General features: G+C 68.2%; 7 protein-coding genes. 4 read left to right on the forward strand and 3 right to left on the reverse strand.

The window, feature by feature from the left end; genetic code table 11:
- Positions 1 to 6: 6 nt before the first annotated feature.
- The gene (locus LJ656_RS22280) at positions 7 to 1344 is read left to right on the forward strand and encodes an ABC transporter ATP-binding protein (RefSeq protein ID WP_230511576.1); all 1338 of its coding nucleotides are present in this window, start codon (positions 7 to 9) and stop codon (positions 1342 to 1344) included.
- Here the strand turns inward: LJ656_RS22280 and LJ656_RS22285 are convergent.
- The gene (locus tag LJ656_RS22285) at positions 1341 to 2399 is read right to left on the reverse strand and encodes an aldo/keto reductase (protein WP_230511578.1); all 1059 of its coding nucleotides are present in this window, start codon (positions 2397 to 2399) and stop codon (positions 1341 to 1343) included. The genes LJ656_RS22280 and LJ656_RS22285 overlap by 4 nt on opposite strands.
- 327 nt (positions 2400 to 2726) lie before the next feature.
- On the opposite strand from LJ656_RS22285, the gene LJ656_RS22290 reads away from it, so the two are divergent.
- A complete protein-coding gene (locus LJ656_RS22290) occupies positions 2727 to 7283 on the forward strand; it encodes an Lhr family helicase (protein WP_230511579.1) in 4557 nt (1518 codons plus the stop codon).
- A gap of 255 nt (positions 7284 to 7538) precedes the next feature.
- Positions 7539 to 9539 (forward strand): cyclic di-GMP phosphodiesterase, encoded by a 2001-nt coding sequence (gene pdeR, locus LJ656_RS22295; protein ID WP_230511581.1) that lies wholly within the window; start codon positions 7539 to 7541, stop codon positions 9537 to 9539.
- 34 nt (positions 9540 to 9573) lie between these two features.
- Here the strand turns inward: pdeR and LJ656_RS22300 are convergent, their stop codons facing one another.
- Both LJ656_RS22300 and LJ656_RS22305 read right to left on the reverse strand, forming a co-directional pair.
- Positions 9574 to 10677 (reverse strand): malate/lactate/ureidoglycolate dehydrogenase, encoded by a 1104-nt coding sequence (locus tag LJ656_RS22300; RefSeq protein ID WP_230511582.1) that lies wholly within the window; start codon positions 10675 to 10677, stop codon positions 9574 to 9576.
- 175 nt (positions 10678 to 10852) lie between these two features.
- Complete coding sequence (locus LJ656_RS22305) at positions 10853 to 12316, reverse strand: M20 family metallopeptidase (protein ID WP_230511583.1); 1464 nt, start codon at positions 12314 to 12316, stop codon at positions 10853 to 10855.
- A gap of 227 nt (positions 12317 to 12543) precedes the next feature.
- Here LJ656_RS22305 and LJ656_RS22310 point away from each other — a divergent pair, with 227 nt between their 5' ends.
- Positions 12544 to 12855 carry a superinfection immunity protein gene (locus LJ656_RS22310; protein WP_230511584.1) on the forward strand — a complete coding sequence of 104 codons (312 nt, stop codon included), beginning with the start codon at positions 12544 to 12546 and terminating at the stop codon, positions 12853 to 12855.
- Positions 12856 to 12927: the final 72 nt, after the last annotated feature.

Genomic DNA, 12927 nt, shown 5'->3' on the forward strand with positions numbered 1-12927 from the left:
AATTCGATGCAAACCACGCTTCATCTCAATCTCGCCGAGCCGGCCCAGCCGCGGGCACGCGTCGGCACGCAGGTCCTGAACCTCGAACATGTGTGCCGCGGTTTCGACAAGGCCCAGAGCGAACTGCTGGTGCTCGACGACGTCAACCTGACCCTGCACGAAGGCGAGATCGTCGGCTTGCTGGGCCGCTCGGGCTCGGGCAAGTCGACGTTGCTGCGGATCATCGCCGGGCTGATCCGGCCGACCGGCGGCACCGTCACTTATCGCGGCCAGCCGCTCGCCGGTCCCGCCGAGGGCGTCGCGATGGTGTTCCAGACTTTCGCGCTGTTTCCGTGGCTGACGGTGCTGCAAAACGTCGAAGCCGGTCTCGAAGCGATCGGCGTCGGCGTCGACGAACGACGCACGCGCGCGCTCGCGGCGATCGACCTGATCGGCCTCGACGGCTTCGAAAACGCCTATCCGCGCGAACTGTCGGGCGGCATGCGGCAGCGTGTCGGCTTCGCCCGCGCGCTGGTCGTCGATCCGACCATCCTGCTGATGGACGAGCCGTTCTCCGCGCTCGACGTGCTGACCGCCGAGACCTTGCGCACCGATCTGCTCGATCTGTGGAACCAGGAGCGGATGCCGATCAAGTCGGTGCTGATCGTCACGCACAACATCGAGGAAGCGGTATTCATGTGCGACCGAATCCTCGTGCTGTCGTCGAATCCGGGCCGGGTGGTGGCGGAAATCAAGGTGCCGTTCCGGCATCCGCGCAACCGCCTGGAGCCGGCGTTCCGCGCGCTGGTCGACGACATCTACGCGAAGATGACCGCGCGCCCGAGCGGCGCGGCGGCCAGGCGCGAACTCGAACCGGGCAGCCGGCTGCCGAACGTGTCGACCAACCTGATGGCCGGGCTGATCGAAACGCTGGCGGCCGCGCCTTACCACGGCCGCGCCGATATGCCGGAGATCGCGCGCACGCTTCGGCTCGAAGTGGACGATCTGTTTCCGGTCGCGGAAATGCTGCAGTACCTCGGCTTTGCCGAAATCAGCGAGGGCGACGTGATCCTGACTCAGCCCGCGCGCCGCTTCGCCGAGGCCAGCACCCAGGAGCGCAAGCTGATGTTCGCCGACCATCTGCTGCAGAACGTGCCGCTCGCCGCGCGCATCCGCAAGGTGCTCAACGAGCGCCCCGGGCATCGCGCGCCGCGGGTGCGCTTCGAGCAGGAACTGGCGGATCTGCTGGCGGACAGCGCCGCGCAGGAAACCATCGATGCGGTGATCGACTGGGGCCGTTACGCGGAAATCTTTTCGTACAACGACAAAACCGAGACCTTCAGTCTCGCGGACGTCGAGAACTAGCCCTGCAACGAGCCGTGCCGTGCGTCCGCAAGCTGCTGGCGCCGCTGCTCGCCCTGCCGCTCCAGCATCCACCCCGGATACTCGGGCGGCAGCTTGCTGACCTCGGCGAGCTTCGCCAGTTCGGCATCGCTCAGCGAGACCTCGGTCGCGGCGATATTGTCGTCGAGCTGCTCGACCTTCTTCGCGCCGACGATCACCGAACTGACGACCCGCTGATGCAGCAGCCACGCCAACGCGATCTGCGCGACCGACACCTTCTTCGCGTCGGCGATCTCGCGCATCGCGTCGATACAGTCGTACGCGCGCTCGCGCTCGACCGGCGGAAAATCGAAGCTGGTGCGCCGCGCGCCCGCCTCGGCCTGCTGCTCGCGCCCGTACTTGCCGCTCAGCAGACCGCCCGCGAGCGGACTCCACACCATCAGCCCGAGCCCTTCGCTTTGCAGCATCGGCACCAGTTCGCGTTCGAGATCGCGGCCGGCCAGCGTGTAATACGCCTGCAGCGTTTCGAAGCGCGCGGTGCCCAGACGCTCTGCGATCCCGAGCGCCTTGACGATCTGCCACGCGGCCCAGTTCGACACGCCGACGTAGCGCACGTGGCCGTGCTGCACGAGCGTATCGAGCGCGCGCACGGTTTCCTCGATCGGCGTGGCCGGATCGAAGCCGTGGATCTGGTACAGATCGACGTGATCGAGTTGCAGGCGCTTCAGACTCGCCTTGATGCCGTCGAGGATGTGGTAGCGCGACGCGCCCCGCGCATTCGCGAACTCGCCGGTCTGGCCGAACACCTTGGTCGCGACCACGACCTTGTCGCGCGGCACCTTGAGGTTTTTCAGCGCCTGGCCGGTGATCTGCTCGGACAGGCCGCCCGCATAGACGTCGGCGGTATCGATGAAGTTGATGCCCGCGTCGAGCGCCCGGCCGACCAGCCGCTCGGCGTCGTTCTGCTGCAGATCGCCGATCTGCCGCCAGATGCCTTCGCCGCCGCCGAAGGTCATCGTGCCCAAACACAATTCCGAAACAAACACACCGGTACGGCCCAACTGGTTGTATCGCATCGTCGACGCTCCATCGTGGGGGAAGTCAGTGAAGGAATCGCCAAGCGTACTGCAATCGACGAAGTCCGGCAGGGCGCCGCTTGCACGCGTGGGCGCGAACGGCCCGACGCATGGCAAAAATTGCCGCGCGTACCGAGCCCTTTTTCAGCAGCTCCGTAAAAACGGCGAATTCCCGCAGGAATGCCAGGCAAAACGCGACGCGCGAAGGTGGCAAAAACCTGCGAGACTGAGCCACTAGCGCGTGTCGCCCGGAACGGACCGGTTAAATCCATTCCGACCAGTCACGCGTCACTGGATAAGACCGGCGACGCCCCCATCTAGACGAGCATGACTTCGGCCAAGAAGACCTCCGCCGCCCTCGACGCGGCGCCCCGCCCGCGCAAAGCGCGCTCGAGCACGCGCGCGGTGCGCGCCGCGCGTGCCGCCGATCCGGCGCAACCGCTGCAATCGCCTCAACGGCTCCAACCGCCGCAACCGCACGCGCTCGACGGCTTTCATCCCGCGGTCGCCGGCTGGTTTATGAAAACCTTCGCGGCCCCGACCGACGCACAAACCGCCGCCTGGCCCGAAATCCGCCGCGGCCGCTCGACGCTGGTCGCCGCGCCGACCGGCTCCGGCAAAACGCTGACCGCGTTCCTGTCCGCGCTGAACGATCTCGTCTCGCAGGGTTTGGCGAACGGCGGCACGCTGCCGGACGAAACGCTGGTCGTCTACGTATCGCCGCTCAAGGCACTGTCCAACGACATCCGCCTGAACCTGCAAATCCCGCTGCAAGGCATCGCCGCCGAACTGGACGCGCTCGGCCTGCCGGCGCTCGACATCCGCACCGCGGTCCGCACGGGCGACACCACCCAGCAGGAACGCAACGCGCTGAAAAAGCGCGCACCGCACATCCTCGTGACGACGCCCGAATCGCTGTACGTGCTGCTCGGCTCGGACTCGGGCCGGCGCATGCTGGCGACGGTGCGCACGGTGATCGTCGATGAAATCCATGCGCTCGCGGGCAGCAAGCGCGGCAGTCATCTGTCGTTGTCGCTGGAGCGGCTCGATGCGCTGTGCGGCCGGCCGCTGCCGCGCATCGGTCTGTCGGCGACGCAAAAGCCGGTCAGCGCGGTCGCGCGCTTTCTGGTCGGCGGCGGCAGCATCGATAGCGGCGAGCCGGCCGACTGCGCGGTGATCGACGTCGGCCACGTCCGCGCGCGCGACCTCGCGCTCGAAATCCCGCCGGTGCCGCTCGAAGCGGTGATGGCCAACGAAGTGTGGGAGCGCGTGTACGACCGCCTCGCCGAGCTGGTCGCGCAGCATCGCACCACGCTGATTTTCGTCAACACGCGGCGGATGGCCGAGCGCGCCGCGCGCCATCTGACCGAGCGGCTCGGCAAGGAAGCGGTCGCCGCGCATCATGGCAGCCTCGCGAAAGAACATCGCTTCGACGCGGAACAGCGGCTGAAGCGCGGCGAGTTGCGGGTGCTGATTGCGACCGCGTCGCTGGAACTGGGCATCGATATCGGCGACGTCGATCTGGTCTGCCAGATGGGTTCGCCGCGCGCGATCGCGCCGTTTTTGCAGCGTGTCGGCCGCTCCGGGCACCAGGTCGGCGCGCTGCCGAAGGGACGGCTGTTTCCGGCCTCGCGCGACGATCTGCTCGAATGCGCGGCGCTGCTCGATTGCGTGCGGCGGGGCGAGCTCGACGCGCTGCGCATCCCGCGCGCGCCGCTCGACGTGCTCGCGCAGCAGATCGTCGCCGAGGTATCGAGCGCCGAATGGAGCGAGGACGCGTTGTTCGCGATGCTGCGGCGCGCCGCGCCGTATGCGCAATTGACGCGCGAGCAGTACGACGCGGTGCTGCGGATGCTCGCCGACGGCTACACCAGCCGCCAGGGTCCGCGCGCCGCGTACGTGCATCGCGACGCGGTCAGCGGCACGCTGCGCGGCCGACGCGGCGGCAAGCTGGTGGCCGTGACCTCGGGCGGCACGATTCCCGAGAACGCCGATTACGCGGTCGTGCTGGAACCGCAGGCGCTCAATATCGGCACCGTCAACGAGGATTTCGCGGTCGAGAGTCTGGCCGGCGATGTGTTCCAGCTCGGCAATGCGTCGTACCGGATTCTGCGGATCGAGAGCGGCCGCGTGCGGGTCGAGGATGCGCAGGGACAGCCGCCGAATATTCCGTTCTGGCTCGGCGAGGCGCCGGGGCGCAGCGACGAGTTGTCGTTCGCGGTCGCGCGGCTGCGCGAACAGGTCGACACAGTGCTGGCGCATCCGGAAGCCGGGCCCGCCACGCCGGCGGCACAAGCGGCCGCGCGCGTCGAACACGCAATCGCATGGCTCGTCGAACACCTCGCGCTCGACGAAGCCGCCGCGCGCCAGATCGTCGAATATCTCGCGCGCGCCCGCGCGGCGCTCGGCGTGCTGCCGACGCAGAAAACGCTGGTGATGGAGCGCTTCTTCGACGAATCCGGCGGCACCCAGCTGGTGATTCACTCGCCGTTCGGCAGCCGCGTGAACCGCGCATGGGGGCTCGCGCTGCGCAAGCGCTTCTGCCGCAGCTTCAACTTCGAACTGCAGGCCGCCGCCACCGAGGACGCGATCGTGCTGTCGCTGACCGGCAGCCATTCGTTCGTGCTCAACGACGTATGGCGCTATCTGCACTCGAACAGCGCCGAGCATCTGCTGATCCAGGCGCTGCTCGACGCGCCGCTGTTCGGCGTGCGCTGGCGCTGGAACGCGACCACTTCGCTCGGCCTGCCGCGTTATACCGGCGGGCGCAAGACCGCGCCGCAACTGCAACGGATGCGCAGCGAAGATCTGCTCGCGCATGTGTTTCCGGAACAGGCCGCGTGCCTGGAGAACGTGGTCGGCGAACGCGAGGTTCCGCATCATCCGTTAGTTGAGCAAACCGTCGACGACTGCCTGCACGACGCGATGGACAGCGAACGCTGGCTCGCGCTGCTGCGCCGGATCGAACAGGGCGACGTGCGGCTCGTCGCGCGCGATCTGCCGGCGCCATCGCCGCTGGCCGCCGAAATCCTCAATGCGAAGCCGTACGCGTATCTCGACGACGCGCCGATCGAGGAGCGCCGCACCCAGGCGGTGCTGAACCGTCGCTGGACCGATCCGGCGAGCGCCGACGATCTCGGCGCGCTCGACGCCGCCGCGATCGACAGCGTGCGCGACGAAGCATGGCCGCAGGCGCGCAACGCCGACGAGATGCACGAAGCACTGACCGGCCTCGCGTGCATCAGCGACGCCGAGGCGCGTGCGCACGAGGACTGGCCGGCGCTGCTGGCGGCGCTCGCGCAACGTGGACGCGCGACGCGGCTGACGCTGGGGCGCGACGGCGATGGCGACGGCGATGCGGCCACCGCCCTGTGGCTCCCCGCCGAGCGCCTGACCTGCTTCGAAGCGCTCTACCCCGCGCTTCCACGCACCCGCTACACCCCGCGCCTGACCGCCCCGAAGGGCTACACCGACAGCTGGGGCGCCGAGGATGCCCTCGTCGACATCCTGCGCGCGCGCCTGACCGGCTTCGGGCCGCTGCCGGTCGATGCGATCGCGCGTCCGCTCGGGCTGCCCGCCGGCGACGTCGAACGCGCGCTGCTCCGGCTCGAAACCGAAGGCTATCTGATGCGCGGCCGCTTCACGCCGCACGCCGACACCGAGCAATGGTGCGAGCGCCACCTGCTTGCCCGCATCCACCGCTACACGGTCAAGCGGCTGCGGCGCGAGATCGAGCCGGTCGAACGACACGATTTCATGCGCTTCCTGTTCGAGTGGCAGCATCTGACGCCGTCGACCCGCGCCGAAGGCCGCGATGCGCTGGCCGCCGCGCTGGACCAGCTCGAAGGCTTCCAGGCGGCGGCCGGCGCGTGGGAGGAAGACATCCTGCCGGCGCGCGTGCGTGCGTATGCAAATAGTTCGCTCGACGAACTATGTCGCGCCGGCAAGATCGTCTGGACCCGTCTGAGCGAGCGCAGCCGCGGCGCCGCCGGCCCGATCCGCAGCACCCCGATCGTGCTGCTGCCGCGCTCGCAGGTCCGCGCGTGGCGCGCGCTGCTCGATCCGGCGCGCGAGATCGAGTTGTCGGCGCTCGCGCAAAGCGTGTACGACACGCTCGCGCAACACGGCGCGATGTTCTTCGACGAACTGCTCGCCGAGGTCCGCGTGTTGCGAATGGAACTCGAAAACGCGCTCGGCGAGCTGGTCGCCGCCGGGCTCGCGAACTCCGACAGTTTCGCCGGCCTGCGCGCGCTGCTCAAGCCGGTCGCCAAACGCAACGCGTTCGGCGGCGGCAACCGGCGCGCGCGCTCGAGCGCGCTGATCGGCGGGATGGACGACGCCGGCCGCTGGGCGCTCGTGAGCCGCCCCGCCGCGAACGCCGCGAGCGCGGCGGCAAACCTGCCCGCGCGCCACCAGCTGCCGCCGGAAGTACTCGAACACGTCGCAATGACGTTGCTGCGCCGCTACGGCGTGGTGTTCTGGCGCGTACTCGAACGCGAGGCGCAATGGCTGCCGCCGTGGCGCGATCTGCTGCGCGTGCTGCAACGGCTCGAAGCACGCGGCGTGATTCGCGGCGGGCGCTTCATCAATGGTCTGGCCGGCGAGCAGTTCGCGCTGCCCGAGGCGATTCCGTTACTGCGCGAGGTGCGCCGGCACCCGCACGACGGCGCGTTGATCTGCGTCGCCGGCACCGATCCGCTGAACCTCGCCGGCACGCTGCTGACCGGCGACAAAGTGCCGGCCGTCGCGGGCAATCGCGTGCTGTACCGCGACGGCGTGGTCGCGGCGACGCTGGTCGCCGGCAAATTCAGCTTCGACGCGGCGCTCGACGCCGCTCCGGCCGAACGGGAAAAGGCCCGCGCATTGCTGGCGCGCCGCTTCTAGGCGCGCGGCGCCAGCGCCGCCGACGCCGGCGGTTGCGGCCAGCCGGCACGCGGCGCCCCGCTGTCACGGTAGCGGCCGATGCCGCAGCGGGTATACCCTTCAGAACCCGGCGCCGCCGGCCGTTAAACCCCATTAATGTTTCTTCGCCGAACTGTGCCGCTTCGATACAATGAGGCAAATCCAATTTAGTATGAGGAAGACTGTCTGCCGCCGCCCGCCACGAAACGGATTGCCGGCACACTGCCCGGGGACTTCATGAGCGACCAGCAACACGACCAGGTGCTTCACGCGCGGTTCGGCACGAGCAGTCCATACTGGCAGCTGTCGTCGGGCAGCGACACGCTCGAACTGGCCGCCGCGCGAGGCCAGGTTGGCAGCGTCGCGCTTCCTCTTTCTCCCGAACAGGCCGCACAAGTCCGCCAACTGGGCGGCGTCACCGCGCATGCGGTGCTAGACGTGCAGTTCGACGGCGCGCCGCTGCGTCTGCATCTGGTCGGCAAGAAACTCGACCGGCATCGCTGGGGCGGCACCGCGTCGGCCCACGGCGACACCGAATCGGTCGCCCGCGCGCTGCGGCTCGGCCTGTCGTTCGCCGAACAGGTGGTCTCCGAAGTGAACTCGGTCGTCGTGATCGTCGACCGGCATGGGCGGATCCAGCGCTTTAACCGGCTCGCCGAGGAACTGACGGGCCTGAAGGAAGAAGACATCATCGGGCGCAGCGTGTGGACGCTGTTCATCTCGTCCGAGGACGACGCAGCGTCCAGCCGGACCAGCGCGGGCTTCTTCAATCGCGGCGAATCGTACGAAATCGAACGGCGGATCAAAACGGTGCACGGCGAGCGGCTGTTCCTGTTCCGCAACAAGTTCGTGCGCAGCGGCAGCGGCATCGAAGATCAGTTTCTGATCTGCTCGGGCACCGACATCACCGAGCAGCGCCTTGCGCAGGAGCGGCTGATCGAGCAGGCCACCACCGATCCCCTCACCGGCCTCGCGAATCGCAACGCGATCCAGGAGCGCATCCAGATCGCAATCGAACAGGCCGCGCCCGGCGAAACCGTCGGCGTGCTGTTTCTCGATCTCGACAATTTCAAAAAGGTCAACGATCACTACGGCCACGTGTTCGGCGACCGGCTCATTTGCGACGTGTCGGACGCGATCCGCAACTGCCTGAATCCGGGCGATTCGCTCGCGCGGCTCGGCGGCGACGAATTCATCGTGCTCGCCGCGCGCGGCACCGCGCACGAACTCGAACACACCGCGCAACGGATTCTCGACCGCATGCGCATGCCGTTCGCGGTCGGCCTCGTCGAGGTCTACACGGGCTGCTCGATCGGCATCGCCCGTTCGCCCGAACACGGCGACAGTCTCGAATCGCTGATCCGCTCGGCCGATACCGCGATGTACGTCGCCAAGGACGAAGGCAAGCGCACGCACCGCGTGTTCTCGCCCGACATGAACCGGCGCGTCGCCGAATTCATGTGGCTCGACACCAACCTGCGGCGCGGCCTCGAAGAAGGCCAGCTTGCTTTGCACTACCAACCGAAGCTGCATCTAGCGACCGGCGCGGTGCAAGGCGCGGAAGCGCTGGTGCGCTGGAATTCGCCCGAGCGCGGGCAGATCATGCCGGCCGAATTCATCCGTTATGCTGAGGAATCCGGACTGATCGGCGTGCTCGGCCGCTGGGTGATGGAGACCGCCGCGAAACAGGCGGCCCGCTGGAAGGCGGCCGGCTACGATCTGCGCATCGCGATCAACCTGTCCGCGCGCCAGCTCACCGATACCGCGGTGGTGCGTCACTTCACCGAGGCGTTGCAGCATGCGAGCCTCGATCCGTGCCTCGTCGACCTCGAATTGACCGAGAGCTGCCTGATCGAAAACGAAGCGGCGGCAATCGAGCTGATCAAGCAGTTCCGCCAGCTCGGCGCGCAGGTGCATCTGGACGACTTCGGCACCGGCTATTCGTCGCTGTCGCAACTGGGGCGGATTCCGCTCGACGTGATCAAGCTCGACCGCAGCTTCGTGCGCTCGATTCACGCGGACATGAAAGCGCAGGCACTCGTGCGTTCGATGGTTGCGGTCGCCCAGGAACTCGACTTTCAGGTGGTCGCCGAAGGGATCGAAACCGAGGCCGAAGAGGCCTTCATGAAAGGGCTCGGCGTCGACTACGTGCAGGGCTTCCTGTACGGCCGGCCCATGCCCGCCGCCGACTTCGAGCGCTGGCTGCTCGACCGGCGCAAGCTCAGGCTGATCGCCTGAGCCCGTCGCGCCGCAAGCGCGCTGCCGTGCGGGCTCAGCGCAGCCGCGCCGCCCATTCCCCTACCTCTGCTTCGCTGACGCCGACCGTGCGCGCCGCGTGGTTGATTTGCGTCCACGTGGCCGGGTCGACCGGAATGCCGGCGGCCTCGCGCTGCGCGCGCGTGACCCGTTCCGGCTCGCCCGGCTCGTAGATCTGGCCGCTGCCCGCGGCGAGCGGCGACGCTTTGACCCACGCGAGGAACGCGTCGGCTTCGGCTTGCGCGTCGGGGGCGTCGAACGCGGCCGGGTCGATGATCACCGACAGCATGCAGTTGATGATCGCGTGCGTGGTGCCGAGCGTGTCGGCATGGGTGGTGAAGCCGCCCGACAGCGCGCCGCCGAAAATCTCGCACATCGCCGCCAGCCCGAAACCCTTGTAGCCGCCGAACGGCGTAAGCGAGCCGAACGGCGCTTCGTGCATCACCTTCGGTTCGAGCGTCGGCATGCCTGCGTGATCGATCAGCGCGCCGGGCGGCGTGTGCTTGCCCTGGTTATACGCGACCCGGGTCTTGCCGTACGCGATCGTGCTGGTCGCGAAGTCGAGCACCAGCGGCGGCTTGCCGGGGCGCGGATAGGCGGCGCAAAACGGATTGGTGCCAATGCGCCGGTCCGCGCCGCCGTATGGCGCGACCAGCGGATCGCCGGCGACGTTGACGAAGTGGAACGACACGAGGCCGGCGCGCGCGCACTGCTCGGCCCAATGACCGATACGGCCGATGTGATGCGCGCCGCGCAAACCGACCGCGCAGATGCCGATCTGCCGCGCGCGCTCGATGCCGCGCTCAATCGCCTCGAACGCGATCACCTGGCCGAAGCCCTTGCCGCCCTCGATGGTCAGCACCGCGCCCGCGTCCTTCATGAGTTCGGCGTGGCGGTTCAGTTGCAGCTGCTTGTCGGCGAGCGACTCGACATAGCGCGGGATCATGCCGACGCCGTGCGAATCGTGGCCGGTCAGATTCGCGGCCACCAGGTGATCGGCGACCAGTTCGGCTTCGCGCGGCGTACTGCCGGCCCGCTCCCAGATCGCCCTCACGTAGGCATGCAGTTGATCGGCCGGAATCCGGGGCGTCGGGGCGGTGACAGTTTGGGGATCGGTCATTCAGCGTATCGGTATGGTTCGAACGGAGGGAATGAAACGGCGCGCGGCGGCCGGGAAGCGGGGCCGGGAAGCGGGGCCGGGAAGCGGGGCCGGGAAGCGGCGGCCGGGAAGGCCACCGCGGCGACGGGAGACTGCGGCCCGGTCAACGCCGGCCCCGCTCAGGTGCGCAAAAAACTCAGGGTGCGGACGCGATCACTTCGGCGACCGCCGCCGTCAGCTTCTTGCCGTACGGCACGTGCAGGAATTCGTTCGGACCGTGCGCGTTCGACTTCGGTCCGAGCACGCCGCACACCATGAACTGCGATTTCGGGAAGCCCGCCTTCAGCACGTTCATCAGCGGGATGGTGCCGCCCAAACCCATATAGGCGGCGTCGGCGCCGAAGTGCTGGCGCGACGCGTCGTTCAGCGCGCTGGCGAGCCACGGCGCGACCTCCGGCGCATTCCAGCCGCTCGCCGCGCCCGCGTCCGGCTTGAACGTCACCTTCGCGTTGTACGGCGGATCGAGTTCCAGCAGCGCCTTCAGTTCGGCGACCGCCTTGTCCGCTTCGACCGTCGGCGGCAGGCGCAGCGACAGCTTGAACGCGGTGCGCGGGCGCAGCACGTTGCCGGCGTCGGCCAGCGCCGGCAAGCCGGCCGCGCCGGTCACCGACAACGACGGCCGCCACGTCGAATTGAGCAGCGCCTCGCGCGGATCGGTGGTGGTCGGCAGCACCTGGCGGCCGTCCTGGCCGCACGACCACGGCATTTTCTTCCACACGTCGTCGCCGAGAATTTGCGCGGCCGCTTCCGCTTCGCGGAGACGGTCGGCCGGAATCGGGCAATGGAAACCCTTCGGCAGCAACGTGCCGTTGGCCGCGTCTTCGAGCCGGTCGAACAGTTGCCGCATGATGCGGAAGCTCGACGGCACGATGCCGCCGTAGACGCCCGAGTGAATCCCTTCGTCGAGCACCTGCACTTCCAGATCGCCGCCGACGAGGCCGCGCAGCGACGTGGTCAGCCACAGCTGATCGTAGTTGCCCGCGCCCGAGTCGAGACAGACGACGAGGCCGACGTTGCCGAGCCGCTCGCGCAATGCATCGACGTACGGCAGCAGGTCGTAGCTGCCCGACTCCTCGCAGGTTTCGATCAGACCGACGCAGCGCGGCCGCTCGACGCCTTGCGCATCGAGCGCGGCCAGCGCGGTCAGGCTCGCGTAGATCGCATAGCCGTCGTCCGCCCCGCCGCGGCCGTACAGCTTGCCGTCCTCATACTTCGGGGTCCACGGGCCGAGGTCGTTGCGCCAGCCGTCGAACTCCGGCTGCTTGTCGAGGTGGCCGTACAGCACGATGGTTTCGTCGCTGCCCGAACGGGTCGCGGCGGTCTCGAAGAAGATCACCGGCGTGCGCCCCGGCAGGCGGATCACTTCGAGCTTCAGACCGCGCACCGGCTGCTGTTCGGCCCATTGCGCGGCGTCGGTGATCACGCGCTCCAGATAGCCGTGGCGCGCCCAGTCGGGATCGAACGCCGGGCTCTTGGCCGGCACCGCGATGTAGTCGGTCAGCGCGGGCACGATCTCGTCGTTCCATTTGCGCTCGACGAATTCGCGCAGCGTGTCCGGGTTCAGGCGTTGGGTCTGCAGGGTCGTGTCGTCGGTGCTCATGATGGGGTCCGTGGCGGGCTATCGGGAGATATCGGGAGAAACGATCATGATAGACCCGATGCGGGCCGGGCTGAACCCCTTCGGACGCGGCGCAGCGATCGGGAGCGGCCGGACGGCGCGCCTGACGCGCTGCCGTCATTCACACGGCCGTCATTCACAGCGCCGTCATTCGCGCGACAATCCTTACATGCGTCGCGGATCACGAATGCTGTATCAGGGAGCTGTTCATGCTGAATAACGTAGCCGTGCAGGCGATCGCCGCGGTGGCGGCGCTGGCGCTGTACTTTCTGCCGGCGATCATCGCGGACCGCCGCAAGCGCCGCGACCTGCTGGTCCTCGCGCTGTTCAACGCATGCCTCGCCTGGACCGGCATCGGCTGGCTGCTCGCGTTGTACTGGGCGCTACAGCCGAACCCGCCGGCCGACCTCGCGACCAACGTGGTCAGCAAGCGCAAGCTGTCGACCATGCGGGCGTTTTCGTCCGCGCTCATGCTGCGCGTGCAGCGCCGCGAACAGACCCACGATGAGCCGAAGCACTGATCCGCAACGGGCCACGCACGAGTGGGTTCGGATACAGTCGGGCAGGAGATCCGGCGTAGCTGCCGGGCGGCG

Source organism: Paraburkholderia sejongensis, from assembly GCF_020880815.1.
Lineage (GTDB): Bacteria > Pseudomonadota > Gammaproteobacteria > Burkholderiales > Burkholderiaceae > Paraburkholderia > Paraburkholderia sejongensis.

What these genes read in the sequence shown, in the direction of transcription:
- LJ656_RS22280 (WP_230511576.1), top strand. Translation starts at nt 7, where the DNA reads ATGCAAACCACGCTTCATCTCAATCTCGCCGAGCCGGCCCAGCCGCGG.
- LJ656_RS22285 (WP_230511578.1), bottom strand. Translation starts at nt 2,399, where the DNA reads ATGCGATACAACCAGTTGGGCCGTACCGGTGTGTTTGTTTCGGAATTG.
- LJ656_RS22290 (WP_230511579.1), top strand. Translation starts at nt 2,727, where the DNA reads ATGACTTCGGCCAAGAAGACCTCCGCCGCCCTCGACGCGGCGCCCCGC.
- pdeR (WP_230511581.1), top strand. Translation starts at nt 7,539, where the DNA reads ATGAGCGACCAGCAACACGACCAGGTGCTTCACGCGCGGTTCGGCACG.
- LJ656_RS22300 (WP_230511582.1), bottom strand. Translation starts at nt 10,677, where the DNA reads ATGACCGATCCCCAAACTGTCACCGCCCCGACGCCCCGGATTCCGGCC.
- LJ656_RS22305 (WP_230511583.1), bottom strand. Translation starts at nt 12,316, where the DNA reads ATGAGCACCGACGACACGACCCTGCAGACCCAACGCCTGAACCCGGAC.
- LJ656_RS22310 (WP_230511584.1), top strand. Translation starts at nt 12,544, where the DNA reads ATGCTGAATAACGTAGCCGTGCAGGCGATCGCCGCGGTGGCGGCGCTG.